General features: G+C 71.9%; 18 protein-coding genes and 1 tRNA gene. 8 read left to right on the top strand and 11 right to left on the bottom strand.

Annotation, left to right across the window (positions count from 1 at the left end; all coding sequences use genetic code 11):
* The first annotated feature begins 20 nt into the window (after window positions 1-20).
* Window positions 21-371: a metallopeptidase family protein gene (locus CLV30_RS00870; RefSeq protein WP_205740351.1), complete on the top strand. Its 351-nt coding sequence runs from the start codon at window positions 21-23 to the stop codon at window positions 369-371.
* Between the two features lie 301 nt (window positions 372-672).
* Here the strand turns inward: CLV30_RS00870 and CLV30_RS00865 are convergent, their stop codons facing one another.
* From CLV30_RS00865 to CLV30_RS00855, 3 genes are read right to left on the bottom strand one after another with little or no spacing between them, the layout of a single operon-like run.
* Entirely contained in the window at window positions 673-1302 is a 630-nt protein-coding gene (locus tag CLV30_RS00865) for a hypothetical protein (RefSeq protein ID WP_205740350.1), read from the bottom strand.
* A 39-nt stretch (window positions 1303-1341) separates the two neighbouring features.
* The gene (locus tag CLV30_RS00860; protein WP_106535294.1) at window positions 1342-1971 is read right to left on the bottom strand and encodes an MBL fold metallo-hydrolase; all 630 of its coding nucleotides are present in this window, start codon (window positions 1969-1971) and stop codon (window positions 1342-1344) included.
* Between the two features lie 22 nt (window positions 1972-1993).
* The gene (locus CLV30_RS00855; protein WP_106535293.1) at window positions 1994-2632 is read right to left on the bottom strand and encodes a cob(I)yrinic acid a,c-diamide adenosyltransferase; all 639 of its coding nucleotides are present in this window, start codon (window positions 2630-2632) and stop codon (window positions 1994-1996) included.
* Between the two features lie 109 nt (window positions 2633-2741).
* On the opposite strand from CLV30_RS00855, the gene CLV30_RS00850 reads away from it, so the two are divergent.
* Window positions 2742-3443 (top strand): ABC transporter permease, encoded by a 702-nt coding sequence (locus CLV30_RS00850; protein WP_211299992.1) that lies wholly within the window; start codon window positions 2742-2744, stop codon window positions 3441-3443.
* 6 nt (window positions 3444-3449) lie between these two features.
* On the opposite strand, the gene CLV30_RS00845 is transcribed toward CLV30_RS00850, so the two are convergent.
* From CLV30_RS00845 to CLV30_RS00820, 6 genes are read right to left on the bottom strand one after another with little or no spacing between them, the layout of a single operon-like run.
* Complete coding sequence (locus tag CLV30_RS00845) at window positions 3450-5225, bottom strand: IucA/IucC family protein (protein WP_106535291.1); 1776 nt, start codon at window positions 5223-5225, stop codon at window positions 3450-3452.
* A complete protein-coding gene (locus tag CLV30_RS00840) occupies window positions 5222-6553 on the bottom strand; it encodes a lysine N(6)-hydroxylase/L-ornithine N(5)-oxygenase family protein (protein ID WP_106535290.1) in 1332 nt (443 codons plus the stop codon). The genes CLV30_RS00845 and CLV30_RS00840 overlap by 4 nt, the downstream gene beginning before the upstream one ends.
* A complete protein-coding gene (locus CLV30_RS00835) occupies window positions 6554-7171 on the bottom strand; it encodes a GNAT family N-acetyltransferase (protein WP_165358393.1) in 618 nt (205 codons plus the stop codon).
* Window positions 7168-8982, bottom strand: a complete 1815-nt coding sequence (locus CLV30_RS00830; protein WP_106535288.1) for an IucA/IucC family protein — start codon at window positions 8980-8982, stop codon at window positions 7168-7170. The genes CLV30_RS00835 and CLV30_RS00830 overlap by 4 nt, the downstream gene beginning before the upstream one ends.
* Complete coding sequence (locus CLV30_RS00825; protein WP_106535287.1) at window positions 8979-10493, bottom strand: pyridoxal phosphate-dependent decarboxylase family protein; 1515 nt, start codon at window positions 10491-10493, stop codon at window positions 8979-8981. Before CLV30_RS00825 ends, CLV30_RS00830 begins: the two co-directional genes overlap by 4 nt.
* Window positions 10490-11896 carry a diaminobutyrate--2-oxoglutarate transaminase family protein gene (locus tag CLV30_RS00820; RefSeq protein ID WP_205740348.1) on the bottom strand — a complete coding sequence of 469 codons (1407 nt, stop codon included), beginning with the start codon at window positions 11894-11896 and terminating at the stop codon, window positions 10490-10492. The genes CLV30_RS00825 and CLV30_RS00820 overlap by 4 nt, the downstream gene beginning before the upstream one ends.
* Before the next feature lie 254 nt (window positions 11897-12150).
* Between CLV30_RS00820 and CLV30_RS00815 the strand changes: the two genes are divergently transcribed.
* Window positions 12151-13527 (top strand): zinc carboxypeptidase, encoded by a 1377-nt coding sequence (locus CLV30_RS00815; RefSeq protein WP_165358392.1) that lies wholly within the window; start codon window positions 12151-12153, stop codon window positions 13525-13527.
* Between the two features lie 100 nt (window positions 13528-13627).
* On the opposite strand, the gene CLV30_RS00810 is transcribed toward CLV30_RS00815, so the two are convergent.
* Complete coding sequence (locus CLV30_RS00810) at window positions 13628-15013, bottom strand: FAD-binding oxidoreductase (protein WP_106535284.1); 1386 nt, start codon at window positions 15011-15013, stop codon at window positions 13628-13630.
* Between the two features lie 189 nt (window positions 15014-15202).
* Between CLV30_RS00810 and CLV30_RS00805 the strand changes: the two genes are divergently transcribed.
* The 3 genes from CLV30_RS00805 (at window position 15203) to CLV30_RS00795 (ending at window position 17841) form a co-directional block, all read left to right on the top strand.
* Window positions 15203-16273 (top strand): ArsR/SmtB family transcription factor, encoded by a 1071-nt coding sequence (locus CLV30_RS00805; protein ID WP_106535283.1) that lies wholly within the window; start codon window positions 15203-15205, stop codon window positions 16271-16273.
* Between the two features lie 90 nt (window positions 16274-16363).
* A complete protein-coding gene (locus CLV30_RS00800) occupies window positions 16364-16912 on the top strand; it encodes a DinB family protein (RefSeq protein WP_165358391.1) in 549 nt (182 codons plus the stop codon).
* A complete protein-coding gene (locus tag CLV30_RS00795; protein ID WP_106535281.1) occupies window positions 16909-17841 on the top strand; it encodes an alpha/beta hydrolase in 933 nt (310 codons plus the stop codon). The genes CLV30_RS00800 and CLV30_RS00795 overlap by 4 nt, the downstream gene beginning before the upstream one ends.
* A gap of 6 nt (window positions 17842-17847) precedes the next feature.
* On the opposite strand, the gene CLV30_RS00790 is transcribed toward CLV30_RS00795, so the two are convergent.
* Window positions 17848-18321, bottom strand: coding sequence for a DUF488 family protein, N3 subclade (locus CLV30_RS00790; RefSeq protein WP_106535280.1), 474 nt, complete (start codon window positions 18319-18321; stop codon window positions 17848-17850).
* Window positions 18322-18476: 155 nt separating this feature from the next.
* Here CLV30_RS00790 and CLV30_RS00785 point away from each other — a divergent pair.
* Window positions 18477-18548 (top strand) — tRNA-Lys (locus tag CLV30_RS00785).
* A 101-nt stretch (window positions 18549-18649) separates the two neighbouring features.
* Window positions 18650-20446: a tyrosine-type recombinase/integrase gene (locus tag CLV30_RS00780; RefSeq protein WP_205740347.1), complete on the top strand. Its 1797-nt coding sequence runs from the start codon at window positions 18650-18652 to the stop codon at window positions 20444-20446.
* The last annotated feature ends 324 nt before the right edge of the window (window positions 20447-20770 follow it).

Raw genomic sequence — 20770 nt, 5'->3', positions numbered from 1 at the left:
GGCAGGTGAGACTTGTGATCGTGCTGGAACTGACGGAGGCGGAGTTCGAGGACCTGATCGCCCAGGCTCTCGACGAGATCCCGGGCGAGCTCGCCGCGATGATGGAGAACGTCGTGGTGCTGGTCGAGGACGAGGCTCCGGAAGAGACACCGGAGCTGCTCGGGATCTACGAGGGGACGCCGCTGACCGAGCGGGGCGAGTGGTACACGGGCGTGCTGCCCGACGCGATCCGGCTGTTCCGGCTGCCGATCCTCCGGCTGTGCGAGACCTGGGAGGACGCGGTCGAGGAAGTGCTGGTCACGGTGGTGCACGAGGTGGCGCACCACTTCGGCATCGACGACGACCGGCTGCACGAGCTGGGCTGGGAGTAGAGCTCCGCCGCAACGGAGAGCTCCGCCGTAGCGGAGAAGAGTGGAAAAAGGACGCCGGACCGGGAACGCCTCTCGGCGCAACGGCCGCTCGTAGCGGCTAATCAGTGGGACCCGGGGTTACCGCGGCCCGACGCCCAGCGAGGGCCCCGAAGGGCTGTCGCCAGTACCCGAAACTACCTGAACAATCGATGTGTTCCCAGCCCGGCGGCGTGGGGATGATCACGTTGAGATGTGCCGCCCGGTGTGAGAGACGCGCACGCGGTTCCGTCAGCCGGCCTCGACGTGACCGTCCGGGTGCGCATCAGTGCAGCTCGTTGCGCCGCCACATGGCCGCGGCGTGCTCGAGCTCCTCGGCCATCCGGAGGTTCCCGCGGGCGAGCCGGGTCTGCCGTTGCGCCTCGGAGTCGTCCGCGTCGTCGGCGACGTGCGCGCGTCCTGCGGCCACGACCCGGCAGAACGCGCCGGCCCGCTCCAGCGCGACCGCGAAGTCGCCGGTGAACGCACTGGTCAGAACCGCGTCGCCGAGCGTGGCGACCTCTTCGGGACCGGGCGGCCGAGCGACGCCGGCGACCGCGGTCAGCACCTCCGCCGCGTGCTCGCCCGCCGCGAACACGCGCGCGGCCTCGGCGCCGTTGCGGTGCACCCAGCTGCGCAACAGGTACAGCGACCACAGCGTTCCGGGCAGCGTGTCCGATCCGGACTCGCGCCAGAGCTCGGCGATCTCGTCCAGGCCGACACGGTCGGCCAGGTCCAGGAGCCGCTGGGTGGTGTCCGGCGTGGAACCGTCGTCACGTGCGGCCTGCAGGACGGCGGCGGCGGTCGCGTGCGCTACCGCCGTCCGGTCGGCGGGGTCGGGGTCGCCCGCGACGTCGGGCATCTCGCCGCGCAGTTGCGGGCGGCGGGGCGGTGGGTCTGGTCTGGCGTCGGTCACGGTGAAGCTCGTCCCTCGTGTGGTGAGTCGGCGGCAGCGTCAGAGCTCGATCGACTCGCCCGGGGAGAGCACCGTGACGCGGGTCTCCTCGGGGGCCAGCCGGTCGAAGAGGTTGTAGTGCATGGTCGGGTTCGCGAGCACCGCCTCGTGGATCGGCACCGCGACGTGCGGGGTGACCGCGCGGACGTAGTCCACCGCCTCGCTGGCCTTCAGCCAGGGTGCGCCGGTGGGCAACCCGAGGACGTCGACGTCCAGGTCCGGGATGGTGAACGAGTCACCCGGGTGGAAGAACCGGCCGCCGATGTGAAAGCCGACGTTCGGCACGACCGGAACGTCCGGATGGATCACGGCGTGGTGGCCCCCGTGCGCCGTGATGCGGGTACCGCGCTCGACCGTGTCGCCGGGCCGGACCGCGGTGGCGGCCACGCCCGCCTCCGCGAGGATCGCCGCCGTTCCCGCGTCGGTGTACAGTTCGGCGCCGTCGTTGCGTTCGAGGAGTGGACGCAGCCGGTCGACGTCGAGATGGTCGGGGTGCTGGTGTGTGATCAGGACCGCGGTCAGCCCGGTGAGCTGGTCGAATCCCTGAGAGAACGAGCCCGGGTCGATCAGGACACGGGCTGGGCCGTCCTCGACGAGGACACAGGAGTGCTCGTATTTGGTCAGCCTCATGTTCCCGAGGCTAGCGCTGTGTTCATGGTGACGGGGTCGTTTGCGGGCCGGGCGGCTCCGCACGGCCGCCCCCGGGCTGCCAGAGCACGTCGCCGGCGTGCCGGTTGGCGTAGCGAGCCAGGATGAACAGCAGGTCGGACAGCCGGTTGAGGTACTTGGCCGGCAGCGCGCTCACACCGCCGTCGCCATCGCCGTGCGTGTCCAGCGCCTGCCAGGCCGAGCGCTCCGCCCGACGGGCCGTCGTGGCCGCCACGTGCAGCTGGGCGGCGGTGAGGGTCCCGCCGGGCAGGATGAACGACCGCAGCTTCGGCAGTTCGGCGTTGTACCGGTCACAGTCGGCCTCGAGCTCGGTGATCCACTCGGCCTCGACCCGCAACGGCGGGTGCTCGTACTGCTCGCGCAGCGGCACGCACAGGTCGGCGCCGACGTCGAACAGGTCGTTCTGCACCCGGGTCAGGGTGGCGATGACGTCGTCACCGAGGTCGCCGCCGCCGGTGCCGGCGCGCTCGGCCGCCACGACGACGCCGATGGTGGCGTTGGCCTCGTTCGCGTCGGCGTAGGCCACCAGCCGCGGATCGGTCTTGCTGGTGCGGGTGAAGTCGCCCAGTGCGGTGGTGCCGTCGTCGCCCGTGCGGGTGTAGATCCTCGTCAGGTTGACCACGCCGTCCACCCTATGGCCGGGGCTTTCCCAGTGGCCATGGCGCGGCCATGGCATGGTCACTCGGGTGTCGTCGACGTTACTGCCGGTGGAACCGGCTCTCGGGATCGCCATGGCCGCACTCGTGCTGGTGGGGGTGGCGGCGTGCGTCGTCGGCAGCCTCGGGTACGCGCGGGCGGTGCTGACCGCGGCGGTGCGTGCCGTGGGTCAGCTCGCGGCGGTGTCGTTCGTCCTGGCCGCGATCGTGGAGATCGAACCGCTGACGCTGGCGTTCATCCTGGTCATGGTCGGCACTGCGACGGTGACGGCGGGCCGGCGGATGACGCCGAACCGGTCGGGCCTGTGGACGAGCGTGCCGATCGTCGTCGCGACGGCGCCGGTCGTCGTCGCGTTGCTCGTCGGCGGTGTGCTGCCGTCGCGGCCGCTCGCGGTGATCCCGGTCAGCGGGATCCTGATCGGTGGTGCGATGACCGCGACGGCGCTGGCGGGGCGGCGAGCGCTGGACGAGCTGGCGTCGCGGTCCGGTGAGGTCGAGGCCGCGCTGTCGGTCGGTCTGCTGCCCCGGGACGCGACGCTGGAGATCTGCCGGCCCGCGGCGGCCGGCGCGATGATCCCGGTGCTCGACCAGACGCGGACGGTGGGCCTGGTGACGTTGCCCGGTGCGTTCGTGGGGATGCTCGTCGGCGGCGCCGACCCGGTGGAGGCCGGCGCGTTCCAGGTGTTCGTGCTGATCGGGCTGATGGCGGTCGAGGCGGTGGCCGTCACCCTGACCGTCGAGCTCATCGCCAGGGGGGCGATCGCGCGGCCGTCCTGACGTCGTTCACGGCGCGGCGAGGGGGTTGGGGACGCAGCCCTGGGCAGCGATGACGGGACGTTCGGCGTCGTCGGCGTAGCCGCGCTCGAAAAGCCGCAGCCGGTTCAGGCACAGCTTCGGAAACGTCGGCGTCTCCAGGTCGAACAGCGCGAACCGGTCGGCCAACTCGGTGCCGAACCGCTCCTGGTACGCGGCCAGTGCGGCCCGTGCGGACGCCCAGAACGCCGTCTCCGACACACCCAGCCGTTCCGCGGTGATCTCGGCGAGGTAGCGGTACACGCACACCAGCAGCCCGTTCTGCAGGTACTTCGGCAGTGTCTTCGGGTCGAGGGTCACGTCGGCGAGGGCCGACCGCACCTGTGGCGTCAACCCGTCGTGCTCGGGCAACAGCTCCGAGCAGATCGCCAGGTCGTCGACGAAGTCCTTGACCACCAGCCGGGTCGGAACGCCGTCGCGGTGCACGATCATGCAGTTCTGCCCGTGCGGCGAGAACATCGCTCCGTACCGGTACAGCACGTGCAGCAGCGGCGGCAGCACGGCTTCATGCAGCCGCCGCACCCATTCGGTCGCATCCAGGCCGCTGCGCTCGACCAGGGCCTCGGTGAACGACGTGCCGTCCGGGTCGACGTGCAGCAGCGCGGCGAGCGACACGGCGCGCTCGTCCGGGCGCAGCGACGGCTGCACGGGCTCGCGCCAGATGGCGCCCAGCATCTCGGTGTGCTGGTACGGCACGCCGGGCATCCGCTCGTAGGCCGGGTGCGCCACGCTCACGCCGGCCACCTCACCGAGCAGGATCATGCCGGTCTCGCGCAGGAACGGGTCGGCGGCCACGACACCGGCCAGCCACTGGGTCAGTGCCGGCGCGGCCAGCGTCCGCTCTCGCGGCAGCCCTCGGTGCACCGACGTGTTGAGGATCGACACCGGCAGCTTGAGGTAGCGACGGTCCGGGTGGTCGGCGTCCGTCAGCGTCCGGACCGCCAGCTGGGGGCGGTACCGTGCGGCGCCGGTGCCCAGCGGCACCATCGCGCCGCGGGCCAGTTCGCCCGCGTGCAGCGGCATGATCCGGTTCGTCCACTGCCACGGGTGCACCGGCAGGTACACGCAGCTGTCCGGGTCGAGCCCGCCGAGCTGGGCACGGCAGCGCAGCCGCGCGAACTCGTCGTCACCCACCTGCTCGCGGATCAGGTCACGGTGCTCGAGCCCGGGCACGGTCACGCTGTCGGCGACGGACGGATCCGCTGCCAGCCAGGTCAGCCGCACCTGACCGCCGCCCTCCGGGCCGTAGGCGAGCAGGTCGTCGACGTCGAAGCCGACCCGGCCCTTGTTCGCGACGATCCACGGGTGCCCGCCCAGCTGGCTCTCGACCTGCACGGGCTCGAGGCCGACCAGCTCGTGGGCGGGCCGTGCGCGGGCGCGCCGGAGCACGTCGGCCATCGCCGTCGCGGACATCTCCGCCACCACACCCGCCGTCACCGACGGGTCGACCCCGTGCTCGCGCAGGACCAGCGCCATCAGGTCCGGCGCGTCCGGCAGCTCGCCCTCACTCCACTCGAGCGAGCCGGCGTCCACCCGCCACCAGCCCAGTTCGCGGCGGGTCGCGTGCGCCGTCAGCACACCGGAGGACAGCGGCCACCGCAGCGTGCCGTCGTCGCCGATCTCCGGTGAGACGACCTCCTCGTACACGAGCTCGGTGACCATCTTGGCGACGAGCTCGCGGTTGGCCGCGACCCAGCGCTCGCGCGTCAGCGCGTCGTGGACGGCCTCGTGCCGATCGGATGTCATGCCGGGTCCTCCAGGGGTTCGGGCTCGTCGGCGGTGTCGGCCAGCGCCGCGGTGCCGAAGCGCTGGAACACGGTGCGGCTCGGCTCCGGGTACACGCAGCGGCCGGCCAGGGCGTTGACGATGACGGAGTTGCGGTGGGCGCCCAGGCCGAGGTCGGGGGCGCCCACGCCGTGGGTGTGCAGTTCGGCGTTCTGGACGAACAGCGTCGACGGCGCGCCGTCGGCCAGCGCCAGCCGGTAGCCGGCGTCGATGATCGGGCGGCCGGCGTGGTCCCGGGCGAGCAGCGCGCCGTCGATCGGCGGTTCGGCGGCAACGTGACCGGTGGCCAGCACCACGACGTCGGTGTCGCGGCTGAACGTGCGTCCCTCGTCGCGGTGGTGCCAGCTCAGCCGCCACCGCCGCCCCGGCTGCGGCGACGGCTCGACCGCGCGCAGCTCGCAGCCGCCGGCGTAGGTGACGGGCGGATCGTCGTGGTCGATCGTGGCTTCGTAGAGCAGGTCGTAGATGCGTTCGCCGGTGCCGGCCGACAGCCCCTTGTACAGCAGGTCCTGTCCGGAGCGGACCTCGTCGCGCACGTGCGGCGCGAGTCCGTGGAAGTGGGCGGTGTACTCCGGCGTGAAGTGCTCCAGGCCGAGCTTGGAGTACTCCATCGGCATGAACCCGCGCGACCGGGTGAACCAGTCCAGGCTCATGCCGGTGTGCAGCCCGGTCTCCAGCAGGTCGGCGACGATCTCGCCGGCGCTCTGGCCCGAGCCCACGACCGTGACGGCGTCGGCGGTCACCGCCTTCTCGCGGTACGTCAGGTAGTCGGCCGAGTGGAAGATCTCCGCGCCGAGATCCTGCCGCGCGGGTCGCGGCACCCACGGCCGGCTGCCCACACCGAACACGACGTGCCGGGTGCGGTGGTGCTCGACCGAGCCGTCGGCCGTGCGCACCGCCACCGTCCAGCCGCCGTCCGTCGGGGTCACCGACTCGACGCGGCTGCCGAACCGGCACGCCGGCAGCGAGCCCGCGACCCGGCGGGCGTACGCGTCGTACTCGCGGCGCGGCACGTGGAAGCGCTCGTAGAAGTAGAAGCGGTACAGCCGTCCGCGTTCGTGCAGGTAGTTGAGGAACGAGTGCCTGCTGGTCGGGTCGGCCATCGTCACCAGGTCGGCCAGGAACGGCACCTGCAGCGTCGCTCCCGGCAGCATCAGCCCCGGGTGCCAGGCGAACTCCGGCGCGGCCTCGAAGAACGCCGCGCGGACGTCGGTGACCGGTTCGAGCAGGGCGGCCAGGCCGAGGTTGAACGGCCCCAGCCCGACGCCCACGACGTCGAGGTCGTCCATCTAGCTCGCTCCTTCGACGGCGGCACGGTCGCCGGGCCAGCGGGCGTCGAACTCGGCGCGGGTGCACGTCAGCAGCGCCGCGCGCTTGTCCGGCAGATCGATCTCGCCGTCGTGTCGCAGCCCCAGGCCGCGGCAGAACGCGAGCATCCGGGCGTTGCGGACGTCCGGCTCGCACACCGCGCGGTCGCCGTGCCCGAGCAGCGCGGCGAGCGTCACCCGGGCGAGCAGCTGCGGCGTGCCGGTGCCCAGCTGTTCCTGCGGGCCGACCAGGACGTGCCAGCCGACGTCACCGGGCAGGGCCGGGTACGCCGCCGCCAGCGGGTCGTCGGCGACCCGGTACGTCTCCACGTAGCCGAAGGCGACGTCGCCGGCGCTGACCACCCACGGCCACAGGTGCTCCAGACCGTCCAGGTACGCGCGGATGCCGTCCAGCGCCCGGTCCAGCTGCCACCACGGCACCACGTGCGGCCGGTGCATCCAGTCGTGGATCAGCTCGGCGTCCGCGTCCGCCCTCGCCGGGCGGAACGTCAACGCCGTCGTCGCGCCGGGCAACGTGACCGACCAGCCGCGACGCGGCAGCTCCGGAGCGGGGGCGGGCACCGTCCGCGGCGGGGTCACGGCAGCCCCCGCAGCGGGTTCGGAAGGCGCACGTAGACCGACTGGGTGGCGATGTCGCCGGCCAGCTCGTCCATGTCGTGCACCCGGGTCAGCAGGTTCGCCTTGCAGGGCCAGTGGTCGTCGTCGAGCAGCCGGTCGAGCAGCGTGGCCGGGTAGCGCCCGCCCTGCGCGCGTTCCTGCGTCAGCATCCGCCGCAGATCGCCGAGCAGCACCGTCTCGTCCATGCACGCGCCGAGCGCGTTGACGACCCCGAGGGTGAGGTTGACGAACAGGTAGTAGACGAGGCGCTCGTCGGCCAGGGACTCCGCGAAGATCGACTCGCTCGCCTCGCCCAGGCCCGGCAGCACCGCCGTCACGTCGGCGTGCGCGGCCTCACGGTGGAAGTAGCCCTGGCTGTCCCGGTACACCCCGCGCACCGGCCAGCCGCCGTCCAGCTCGACCAGGGTGTTCTGCTGGTGTGCCTCGAAGCAGAGCCCGACGTCCAGATAGAGCCGCAGCAGCGAACGGACGACGACGTCGCCGAAGCGCGCGAACCACTCGCGGGCGACGTCGGCCTCGCCGCGTCCTTCCCTGGCGGCGACGGCGCGGACCAGGGCGACGAGCCGGCTGTCGCCGCCGTACGGGTGGTCCTGGCACAACGTGGTGACGGCGCTGACGTCGCGCGGGCCGTCGGGGGGCCACCGGTTCTCGCGCAGCAGCACCGAGAACCCGTCGGCGACGGCGCCGTCGGGCGCGACCGTGAGGTAGGCGGGGTCCTGGACGAGCCGGAACCGGGGCGCGGCCGCCGCGGCCCGCCGCCCGATCTCGCTGTGCGCGAGCCGGCCCGCCTCGACGGCGCGGTCCAGCTCCTTCGGCAGCGTCACCCGCATCGAGTTCGTCACCCGCACGTGCAGCGAGAACTTCAGCTGCCACGGCGCGTCCGGCCGGTGGACCGTACGCACCGAGGTGGTCGCCGCGTACGGCGAACCCCAGGCGCCGATGTCCACCACCGCGCCGGTGTCGAACAGCCCGGCCGTCGCGGGATCGGTGGCGAGATGGCCGGCCTCGTACGGATGCGCGGGCATCAGGACCCGGTCGCCGCCGACCGCGCGGATCGTCGCGTCGAGCGCGGCGTCGTCGGTGGCGGGGTCGTCCCGCAGCAGCCGCTCGGCCAGTTCCGGCGCGGGCGTGCCCGTTGCGCTGGCGTGACGGACGAGCCCGGCGTCGACGGCCAGCCAGTGCAGCGGGAAGCAAGCCGCCGACTCCGGCGCGTACCGGCGCCGCTGCGCCACGGTCATCTCGCCACGGCTCTTCGGCGTGGGGTGGGCCAGGTGGCCCAGCAGCAGGGCCTGCTCGGTCTGGGCGAACGTCAGCGGCGCGGCCGACCACAGCCGGTCGATCTCGCCGGTCCTGGTGGTGAGGTCGTCGGTGACGGCGTCCGCGCTGTCCAGGACCCGGCGCAGCAGCGTGTCGGTGTGCCCGGCGCCCCGCGGGTGGTCGGCCAGTGCGTCGGTGAGCAGCACCGTCAGCGTCGACAGTCCGACGGGACGCGGCGCGGCGTCGCTCACCCGGACACGGACCGGCAGCTCCAGCTCGTCGCGGAACGTCGCCGACCGCCGTCGCACACCCACCAGCAGCTCGGCGTCCCAGCGGGGCAGCGGCACGGTGATCGTCGACGGCGCGCCGTCCGGGACGGCGGGGTGGATGCTCCAGCCGGACGTCTCGCGCAGCCAGCAGGTGAGCAGGGCGCGTGTCCCGGCGTCCTCGGCGGCTTGCCCGGGCGAGCGGGGCGGTGCCTGCGCGGGCGCGGGCGGATCCGCGGTGGTGGTCATGTGGTGGTTCCTCCGGTGGGCGTGGCGATGCCCGCGCCCGCGGCCGCGATGGTGTCCAGCAGCGCGGCGACGTCGTCGTGCCCGGTCATCGGGTTGGTGAGGGTCAGCTTCAGCGCGGTCCGGCCGCGGTGGCGGGTCCGGCCGATCACCGCCTCGCCGGTGGCGAGCAGGTGCCGCTGAACGGCGGTGTTGAGCTGGTCGAGGCCGTCGTCGGTCCGGCCGTCGGCACGGCAGCGGAAGAGCACGGTGACGGTCTGCGGGGGAGCCACCAGCTCGAGGCCGGGATGTGCACGGACCGAGTCGGCGGCACGTCCGGCCAGGTCGACGACGTGTTCGACCATCGCCGCGAGCTGCTCGCGTCCGGTGGAGCGCAGCGACACGAGGATCTTCAGCGCGTCGAAGCGCCGCGACGTGTCCAGTGACCGGTCGGCCAGGTCCAGGGCACCGTCCGGCTCGCCACGGTTGAGGTAGTCGGCCGGCTCGCGGACACCGGCCAGCGTCGCCGCATCGCGGACCAGCAGCGCGCTGGCACCGATCGGCTGCCACCACAGCTTGTGCAGGTCGGCGGTGACCGAGTCGGCCCGGCCGAGCCCGTCGAGCATCGGACGCAGCCGGTTGCTGAGCGCCAGCGCGGAGCCCACGGCCGCGTCGACGTGGAACCACAGCCGATGCCGGCAGGCCCGTTCGGCGAGCGCGTCCAGCGGGTCGACGGCGCCGGTGTCCGTCGTGCCGGCGGTGCCGACGACGGCGATCGGCACCGCGCCGTCGTCGTGCAGCTTCTCGATGGTGCGGTCGAGCGCGATGGGGTTCATCCGGCCGGCATGGTCGGTGTCGACGGCGACGACGGCGTCGCGGCCGAGTCCCAGCACGGCGGCTGCCTGCCGGATGCTCATGTGTGCCGCCGACGAGGCCAGGATGCGCCACCGTCGCGCCGTCGCGGGCAGGGCGCTGCCGGCGGGGCCGGCCGCGGCGCGTTCCCGGGCCAGCAGCAGGCCCAGCAGGTTGGACGCGGTGCCGCCGGAGGTGAGCACCCCGGTCGCGTCCGTCGGCAGTCCGAGCAGGCCGGCCAGCCGCGTGATCAGGTGATCCTCGGCGTAGGTCGCCGCGGGCGCCTGGTCGAAGGAGTCCATCGACTGGTTCGTGGTGGCGATGGCCAGCTCGGCGGCCGACGCCGTGAGCAACGTCGGCGGGTGCAGGTGTGCCGCGCAGCGCGGATCGCCCACGCGAGCGCCGCGGGCGAGCACGTCGCGGCTCACCTCGCCGACCACCTGCTCGAGAGGCACCCCACTGGCCGGCAGCCAGTCGGTCGCCGCGATCGACGCGTGCAGGATCTCCGGCGACTCGGCCGGGAACGGCCCTCGGGAGTCGGTGGCCGTGATCGCGTCGAGCACGGCGTCGACAGCCCGGCACAGGGCGGCGTGCGAGGCGGCGGTCCCGTCGAGGAAGAGCGGATGCTGGTGGTCGGTGGTGCCGGGCGGTCGTGCGGGGGTGTGGTGCGTGCCGACGCTCACCCGAGGCCTCCGCGGGTGGCACGCAACGCCGCCCCGAACGCGTCGACGACCTGGTCCGCCTCGGCGGCGGTGAGCACGAGTGGCGGCAGGAACCGCACCACGGCGTCCGCTGCACCGCCGACCTCGACGATCACCCCACGGCCCAGCATCTCCGCCTGAACCCGCGCCGCCAGCGCCCCGTCGGGCAGCGGGACCCCGTCGGGGTCGGCGGTGTCCGGGTCGACCATCTCGACGCCGAGCATCAGCCCGCGGCCGCGGACGTCGCCGACACGCGCGTCGCCGGCGGAGACCGTCCGCAGCCCGGTCGTGAGCCGGTGCCCGACATCCGCGGCGTGCTCGGCCAGCCCGGCCCGGCGCACCTCACGGATGGTGGCCGCACCCGCCGCCAGCGCCGGCGTGCTGCCGCGGAACGTCCCGGCGTGCGAACCGGCCGGCCAGCCGTCGAGCTCACCGTGGTGGACGACGACGGCGAGCGGCAGGCCGCCGCCGATCGCCTTGGAGAGCACGAGCACGTCCGGGTCGAGGCCGACCGCGTCGCCGGCCCACAACGTGCCGGTGCGGCCCAGGCCGGTCTGCACCTCGTCGGCGACGAGGACGGTGCCGGCCGCGCGGGTGCTGCGGCGCAGCGCGGAGGCGAAGGCCGGCGGCATCGGGTGCACGCCGCCCTCGCCCTGGACGGGTTCGACGACGGCGGCCGCGGGCGCCGCGATGCCGCTGTGGTCGTCGGTCAGCGCCCATTCGACCAGGCGCGCCGCGACGGCCGCCGTGTCGTCGGCGCCGAAGGGGGAGCGGTACGTCGTGGGGAACGGCAGGTGGTGGACCTCGCCGAGCAGCGGACCGAGTGCCTCCTTCGCGGAGCGGCGGCCGGTCAGCGCCAGCGTGCCCTGTGTCATGCCGTGGTAGGCGCCGCCGAAGGCGAGCACGCCGGAGCGCGCCGTGGCGGTGCGGGCGAGCTTGACGGCGGCCTCGACGGCGTCCGCGCCGGTGGGACCGCAGATCAGCAGTTTGCCGGTGCGCATCGGCTCGGGCAGCGCGTCGAACAGCGTCTCGACGAAACGGTCCCGCGTGGGTGACGGGAGGTCGAGCGTCGACAGCGGCGCGCCGTCGTCGAGGACGCTGCGGATGGCCTCGACGACGACCGGGTGATGGTGACCCAGTGCCAGGGCGCCCGCCCCGGCCAGGCAGTCGATGTAGGCGGTGCCGTGCCGGTCGCGCACGGTCGATCCGGACCCTTCGACCAGCGCGACCGGCAGCCGTCGTGGATACGAACGGGCCGAGGACTCGCGGCGGCGCTGCCGCTCGAAGAGCTCGTCTGCGGTGCCGGTGGCTGGTGCGGGATGGTGCTGGTGGATGCGGTCGACGGTCGGCGGCTCGGCGAGCCGGACGCCCTCGGAATACGCCACGGGCGGAGTCCTTCCACGAGAGGTGTACGTAGAAGACAGGTTTGCCTAACCTAATCAGCTACGCAACCCCTTCGCCGTGATTCGGCGCGATCGCGGTGTCGATTTGGCCGGTTTTCCAGCGGAATCTGTCGCCATGGTGCGAAGATCACCCTCTGACGCTCCGACGACGGCGACGGGGAGCCGTGCACGTGCCTGCGAGGAGGACGCAGATGAAACGCACCCACCGTCCAGCTCTTCGAACTCGTATGAAGCCGGTGCCGGCAGCCGTGCCGGTGCTCGTGGGCTCGCTCGGACTCGCGGCGGCGCTCGGCCTGGCCGCGCCGGCCGCGGCCGACAGCCCGTCCGGCGCGGCGCCCGCCGAGTCCGGTCCGGTCGAGTCCGGTCCGGCCGATTCCGACCTACCCAGCGGCGGTACCGGCTACCGCTCCCTCACGGACTATCACGAGGACATGGCCGAACTGGCGGCCGAGCATCCGAACCTGGTCAAGCCGATCACACTGCCGTACCGGACCAGTTCCGGCCGGGAGGTCCGCGGCCTGGAGATCACCCGCGACGTGCACACCGACCAGGGCAAGCCGGTGTTCGTCGACGTGGGCATGCATCACGGCGACGAGTTCCCGAGTGGCGAGCTGACCATGGAGTTCGCCGTCGACCTGGTCGAGAACGCCGACGACCCCGTCTTCGCCGATCTGCTGGACCGTGCTCGGGTGGTGATCGTGCCGATCGTGAACGTGGACGGCTTCGTCCGCGGCCGGCGGCACACCGACACCGACGTCGACATGAACCGCAACTACGGGCTCGGGTGGCTGCCGATAGCGACCGCAGGTGCGGCGCCCTGGTCGGAGCCCGAGACGAGGAACATCGAGTGGCTGCTCTCGACGCGGCAGGCCACGGTGTTCAACACCCAGCACACGTGCATTCAGGTCGTGCTGTACCCGCCGCTGCAGCTCGAGGCCGGCCCGGCCCAGGACACCGGGCGGCTGCACGACCTGGCGTCGTCGATCGCCGCGCACTACGGACCGACGTACGAGGCGATGCCGTCCGCCGAGGACTACGAGACCACCGGCGAGGCCATCGACTGGGCGTACTACGCCACCCGCGCGCTGTCCGTCACCACCGAGACGTGCCCCGACGAGGGCGTGGAACGGACCTTCGAGACCCAGGTCGTCGACCCGTACCCGTCGCATCGGGACGCCATGGTCGAGGCTCTCGAGACCACGGCGGAACCGGGCCAGCACGCGACGATCGAGGGACACGCGCCGAAGGACGCGGTGCTGCGCGTGACGAAGTCGTTCGACATGTACACCAGCCCCTTCGAGCAGCCGGATGGCAGCACCGAACCGGCGTCGTTCACCACCACACTGAGCTCCGAGCTCGACGTCGCCAGCCGCAACGGCAAGTTCAGCTGGGCGGTCAACCCCTCGTACCGGCCGGTGCCGGCGTATCAGGCCGACGGCATCAAGGGTGGGCAGACGGAGTTCTACGAGGAGCCGTGGACGCTCACATGTGAACGGCCGGACGGGACGGTGCTGCAGACCAGCGCCGTCAACGTCCACCTGGGCGAGACGGTGGGGGTGGATCTCACCGAGTGCCGCCGTGAGTTCCACCGCGGCCGGCCGCGCCCACATTGACCGGCCGACCGCGGCGACTGTGACCACCGCGGTCCACCGGGCAGCGAGCCGCCCGGCCCGATACAGGGGTCGGGCGGCTCTGCCGGCACCGTCGGCCCGGTTACGGTGCCGGCGGGATGTTGTGGTTGAGCCGGAACAGGTTCGTCGGGTCGTAGTGGCTCTTCACCTCGGCGAGACGGTCTAACGTCCCGCCCGGATACGCCTCGCGGACGCGGTCGGTGCCGTCGTGGCCGAGGAAGTTGGCGTACGCGCCGTCGGCGCCGTTGCGCAGGGCCGAGGTCAGGTCGTCCACCCAGGCTTCCTGAGCGGCGTAGTCGTCCGCGCCGTCGTAGAACGACGTGATGTTCATCATGTACCGGCGGCCGCGGTGCGCGTACGCGGTGGCGTCGTTGGCAACACGGTCGATGGCGCCGCCGAGCGGCCGGATCTGGACCGCCCGCATACTGCCGGCCGACGAGGAGATGCGGTCGATGATCGTGTCGACGGTGTCGGCGGCGATGTCGTCCGCGTAGAAGGTGCGGCTCGCCGCCGTCGGGTGGAAGTCCTCGCCCTCCCCAGGTGGGAACATGCCGGAGTAGGGGATCGACTGGATCATGTCCGCGACCGGCGTGGCGACGGCGCGGAACGGCGCGAGAGCGCGCTGGCCGTCGTCGTCCGGCCCGGCGTAGCAGGCCAGCAGCAGGACGACCGGTTGGCCGTGCTGGTCGGCGGGGATGAACGGCATCGGCGGCGCGAGCATCGTGTTGATGATCAGCGAGAGCTCATCCGGGGCTTCCGCGGCCGCCGCCAGCACTCCGCGCAGGACATCGGCCGTCGCCGGCAGCAGCATCATGCCGCCGACCACCGTCGGTACCTCGTGCAGCCGGTACCGGAACCGGGTGACCACGCCGAAGTTGCCGCCGCCACCGCGGATGGCCCAGAACAGGTCCGGATGGTTGTCGGCGTCGACGTGCAGGATGGAGCCGTCGGCCGTGACGATCTCGGCCGCGAGTAGATCGTCGATGGTCAGCCCGTACCGCCGGGAAAGGAAACCGACACCGCCACCGAGAGTGATGCCGCCGATGCCGACGACTCCGGTGTCGCCGAACCCGGTGGCCAGCCCGTGTTCGCCCACCGCATTGGTGTACTCGCCGGCGGTGAGCCCGGCTCCGGCCCAAGCCGTGCGGGCGTCCACGTCGATGTCGAGGTCTTTCATCTCGGCGAGATCGAGGGTGATGCCGCCGTCGCTGACGCCGTGCCCGGCGAGGCTGTGCCCGCCGCTGCGCACGGAGACCTCGGCGCCGGTCTCGCGGACGACGGACAGTGCCTGCGCGACGTCCGCGGCGTCACGGGGGCGGAGGATGGCGGACGGGCGATGGTCGACGTCGCCCGGGAAAACGGTGCGCGCTGCGTCGTAGCCGGGGTCCTCCGGCGCGATCAAGCGGGTGTCGAACATGGTGCGCAGCTGTGTCAGCGCGGCGGTGTCCAGTGTGGGAAGCGTAGTCATGGGTGTGGCGTCTCCTTCATGGTCGCGGGACCGAACGCCGACCCGGCCGGTGCTGCCGGTTCCGGCGTCCGGTACCGGAACCCATTCAACCGGCACCCACTGACAAAGTCCTGACAGATCGCTGGCAGCCCGTGCCCAGACGCGGTCGTGTCGGATGGGACCGCCGCTGCGCTCGAATATCGTGGCCTTATGCCGATCTCGCTCGACATGACCGGCGCTACGGACACGGATGTGCGTATCAGCACGTCGCCGCTGGCCGAGTTCGGATCGGCGTGGCACGTCCTCGTCGCCGACCACCACCCGGAGCATGCCGACTGGGCCGCCCAGGTCTGGGCGAAGCTGCCAGCCGGCGTCACGGACGCTCTGGCGGACTGGTCGTTCGCGGTTTCCGCCGTGCGCGCCGCGCTGCTGGCGGACCCAACCCTGGTCACCGGGTCCGGCTGGAGCGAGCAGGTGGCGTGGATCCGGCGGATGCCGCCGAAGGACTTCGCCGCGTCGGTGCTGCGGCCGCTGGCCCGCCGGCGCGGTCGTGCGGGCGATGTCGGCGACGCCACGGTGCGGGCGCACGTGCGGAGTCTGGCCCGTGCCCGCGGCCCTCGTGCGCGGCGCACGGTCACCTTGGTGCTGGACGAGCCGGAAGCCGCCCGCGACGCGTTCGCCGACCTGCTGGACCAGGCGTGGACGTCGTTCTTCGCCCGCGAGTGGGGCAGCGCCGCGCCACGGCTCGGCGAGGAGGCGAGCGCGCGCTCGGCGATGCGTGACCGGGACGGCTGGAGCCGTGCGCTGTCGAGGTTGTCGCCGGCCGTGCGGGTCGACGCCGCCGCCGGTCGGATCGTCGTCGACAAGGTGCAGAACAAGCGGCTCGCCGTCGCCGGGCGAGGGCTCGTCCTCGTCCCGACCGTCCTGGGTAGCGGGCATCTCTACGTGGCCGACGAACCGGGCCGTCCCGTCGTCGTGCACTACCCCGTCCCGTCGCCCGCGAGCGCCGCCGGCAGCCGATCGACGTTGCGCCGGCTGAACGTGCTCGCCCACCCGGCACGGCTGGAGGTGTGCCGGGCCATCGCCGTCGAGCCGCGTTCGGCGCGCGAGATCGCCCGGCTGTGGGGGATGGCGGAGTCGACGGTCACCAAGCACCTGTCGGCGTTGCGTGCGGTCGGGCTGGTGCACAGCGAACGCGCCGGTCACTACGTCCGGTACAGCCTGGACGAGCGCGTGATCACCGGGCTGGGCCCGGATCTGCTGGACGTGCTGCGCCGCTGACACCGCGAGGCTGGTGAGTCGCCGGCGGAAGGCTGCCGGAGGCCGGCAGTCATCGGACATCCCGGACGCCGCGGCCGTAGGTTCACCGGCGTGACATCGAACGACGACACCGTCGCGGCCGACGAGGCCGTCCGACGCGCCGCTGACGACCACGACCTGCTGACCGACCTGGTCAGGGACCTGCCCGACGACCAGCTGTTCGCGCCCTACCGGGTCGGCGACGGGCCGCTGGGGCATTTCTGCGATTCGCTGGGTGACCTCGTCGCGCACATCCTGATGTGGGACGAGATCAATCTCGCCGTGCTCACCGAGGCGCGGTCCGGCCGGATGCACTGGAGTCTCGACCCGCGCTGGGAGATTCCGCCCGCCGGGGTCGAGCTGAACCGGGCGGGGGTGGCCGCCGGACGCGAGATCTCCGGTGATCAGCTCCTGCACCGCTTCGACACGGTCCGCGACGCGCTGCTCGACGAGCTCTCCCGGGTCCCCTGGACCGCCGCGCCGGCGTTCACCCACCCCGTCGTGACCAGCATGGGCGCGTTGGCCCAGTACGTCATGTCCGTCCCCGGCGGCGAACCGTTCCGGCACGTCGGCATCCACCTCGGCGCGACGTCCGGCAGCACCGAAGGAGGCCACCGATGACGCTCGATCCGGACGTCGAATCGCTGCTGGCGGCGCAGGCCGACGCCCCGCCGCTGGAGACACTCACGCTGGACGAGTCGCGGGCCGCGATCCGCCGCGTCGCGGCGTTGCAGGGTGACGCGGCCGAGGCGGTGTCGGTCCGCGACATCGAGGCGCCGTCGGCGGGTGAGCCGGTCGGCGTCCGTCTCTACTCCCCGGACGGTGTTGCCGCGCCCGCGCCCGTCGTCGTGTGGGCACACGCCGGCGGCTGGACACGTGGCGACCTCGACACCTGGGACACGCCGCTCAAGAATCTCGCGCACCGCCTCGAGGCCGTGGTCGCGAGCGTCGACTACCGGCTGGCGCCGGAGTCACGCTTCCCGGCGCCCGTGGACGACATGCTGGCGGTACTGGCCCACCTGGCGTCGTCGGCGGACCGGCTGGGAGTCGACCTCTCCAGGGTCGTGGTCGGAGGCGACAGCGCCGGCGGCAATCTCGCGGCCGCAGCCGCGTTGGCCGTGCGCGACCTGGCCGTCGGTGTGCCGCTGGCGGCGCAGGTCCTGCTCTACCCGCCGCTGGAGCCGTCGTGCGCCACCGAGAGTGCGCTGCGCTACGCGACCGGCTACGCGTTGACCAGGGCCGCGATGCAGCAGGCCTGGCACGAGTACCTGCCCACGGCGTTCGCGGGGTCACACCCGTACGCGGCACCGTTGCGCGCGCGAATACTGGCCGGGCTGCCGTTCACCGTCATCGCCACGGCCGAGTACGACCCGGCCCGCGACGACGGCGAACACTACGCGTCGCGGCTGGCCGCCGACGGCGTGGACGTCGTCGCGCGCCGGTTCCCCGGCATGATCCACGGATTTTTCCACCACAACGGGGCCGTCCCCGCCAGCACGGCGCTGCCGGAATGGCTGGCCGAACGGCTGCGGCCCGTGCTGCACGGCTGAGCCGGGTCAGTCCTGGGTGATCCGCGTGCCGCAACCGGGGCACGTCGTCGGCGGCTCGTCCGGGACGAAACGGCCACACTCCGGGCACACTCCGGCCAGCCAGCACGCCGGGTCGCCGCCTTCGTCGGGTTGGCCGTTCTCGAGCAACTCGGCCAGGACGGCGGCATGGCTGTGTTGGACGTCCTTGGTGGCGGTGAGCAGCGTGACGGTGGTCGTGGTTGCTCGCAGTCGGTCCAGCGTCTGGCGTGCGGTGGCGGTGTCCAGCTCGGTCCGGTATCGGCGGCGGAACTCGGCGAACTTCGACCGATCGTGGCCGAACCACCGGCGCAGGTCAGAGGACGGCGCGAGGTCGCGGAGCCACTCGTCGTGCGCCAGCCGCTGCTTGGCGATACCGCGCGGCCACACGCCGTCGACCAGGACGCGCAGACCGTCGTCGGACTGTGGTTCGTCGTAGACGCGGCGCACCTGGACACTGAGCATGCGGCGCACCTCCTCGTGCCGATTGGGAGCCGTCGCTGCAGTGCGGATACCCTAACGGGGCGGTGTGGATGTCGAGCCGGTTCCAGCGTGGCGGCATCCGCGGCGTGCAGGGCGCATGCGTTCAGACCGTTCGAGCGGTCGAGCATTCGCCAGCCGGGCCTCTAGCTCAACGGCAGAGCAGCGGACTTTTAATCCGCGGGTTCGGGGTTCGATCCCCCGGGGGCCCACCCTCCTGACCAGCATTCTTGACCAGCTTGGCCCAGCTTCATGAGTCCGTTCATCCCGTCATGACACGGACTGTGACGCGAAATCGCGATAGCGTACCCCTGTGACGTCCGAGGGAAAGCGCCGAAGCAGGCAGCAAGGCAGCATCGATTTGTTGCCCAGCGGCGCCCTCCGCGTGCGTGTATACGCGGGCGTGGATCCCGTCACCAAGAAGCGCTACGACCTCGTCGAAGTGGTGCCTGCAGGTCCGAAAGCCGCCAAAGAAGCCGAGGCGGCGCGCGTTCGGATGCTCAACGAGATGAATGAGAGACGCAACCCGCGAACGAACGCGACGGTGTCCCAGCTCCTCGAACGGCACCTGCGGGAGAACAAGCTGGAGCCGAGCACGGAGGGGACGTACCGGGGCTATCTGAAGAAGCATGTGCTGCCGTTCGTCGGCAAGGAGAAGGTCGGCAAGATCGACGCGGAGATCCTCGACTCGCTGTATTACGAGATGCGTCGTTGCCGGGAGCACTGCTCGGGTAGGAAGGCTCTCGTCGATCACCGGACGTTGCGTGAGCACGACTGTGACGAGCGCTGCCGGCGGCACGAGTGTCGTCCACTCGGCGAGTCGACTATTCGACAGGTTCACATGATTCTGAGCGGGGCGTTCCGGCGTGCTCAGAGGTGGAAGTGGATCAGTGTGAATCCGGCGTCGACGGCGGAGCCACCTGCTCCGGCGCGGTCGAATCCGGACCCGCCGTCGCCGGAGGAGGCCGCACGAATCGTGACGGCCGCATGGGACAGCGACGCCGATTGGGGCATGCTCGTCTGGCTGACGATGGTGACTGGCTACCGTCGGGGTGAGTTGTGTGCGATCCGGTGGGAGGACATCGACTTGCCGAACCGGGTCCTGCATCTGTCACGGAGCATCGGGCAGCTCGGACGCCGGCGGTGGGAGAAGGACACCAAGAGCCACGCGGACCGGCGGGTGGTCCTTGACGAAGCTACCGTCGAGCTTCTGGGTGAACATCGGGACCGCTGGGTGGCCCGCATGGCCGCGTTGGGGATGGAGTTGAGTCAGGACGCCTACGTGTTCTCGCTCAAGCCTGACGGGTCGGAGCCGCGGATCCCTGACTCGGTGACCCAGCGCTACGGCAAGCTCGCGCGGCGGCTCGGGATCCGCACCACGTTGCACAAGCTTCGCCATTACAACGCGACCGAGCTGATCGCCGCGGGTGTGAACATCCGCACGGTCGCCGGGCGTCTTGGGCACGGCAGCGGCGGTACGACGACGCTGCGTTCCTACACCGCGTGGGTGTCGGAAGCAGACCAACGTGCTGCCGGTGAGATCGCCACCCGCATGCCCGAACGGCCTGCCCGTGCGGCTCTGCCGGAGCGGCAGGAGTTCGAGGCGAGCAACCCGTACGAGAAGATCGCCGTCGACCTTCGGGACCGCATCTACGCCGGTGAATTGGCGATCGGTATGCCGATTCCGTCGGTCAAGCAGTTGGCGCGTGATCATGACGTGTCGGTGTCCACGGCGCAACGCGCGGTGCGACTACTCGAAGAGTGGGGCCTGGTGCGAGTCGCGACCGGACGGCCGACACTCGTGCAACCGCGCGCCGACACGGAGCCACAAGAGCCAGTCACGGAGCAGACAAACGTCGAAACAGAGCCTCCCGGTGCGACGGGTGATGGCGTACAACCGGTGGACCTAGAGGTTCGCAAGCTGGGAGCGACGGTGGCGACGTTGCGGACCAGCGCGGACCCGGCCGACGCTACGGTCCTGCACCGGCTGTTAGTCGGTGCGGTGAAGCGTGACAGTGCGGAGCTGGCCGCGATCGACGAGTACGAGCTCGTCGTCCGTCGTGCCGGTCACGCCACTGTCGTGACCACATACGTCGCGGCAACCGCGTAAGTCTGGTCGCCCCCGTCGGCGAGCCTTGACGTCTGTGATCACTGCGGGCGCGCGCGTGTGCGCGCTGCTCCGCACCCACATATATGAGGCGGTCATCCGCGTAGGCGCGTGGCCGGTAGTCCGACGTCTGTATCGCGCCGAGCGCCGAGAGGAGCGGCGACGTAGTAGCGGTAGCGCCCCTGCCCGGAGCGGCAACTCCGGGCAGGGACTTGATCCACCACCCTGAACCAGCAGGAGGCGAACCCAATGCAGGACTCTACCCAGTCCGAGAGCATTCCTGATCATGAACTTGTGGAACATGTCTTCGACGTGGTCGACGATCTT

Origin of the sequence: Haloactinopolyspora alba (genome assembly GCF_003014555.1) — a bacterium.
Taxonomy (GTDB): Bacteria; Actinomycetota; Actinomycetes; order Jiangellales; family Jiangellaceae; genus Haloactinopolyspora; species Haloactinopolyspora alba.
Note: the sequence above shows the minus strand (reverse complement) of the source record. Positions and strands in the feature narration are given on the sequence as shown.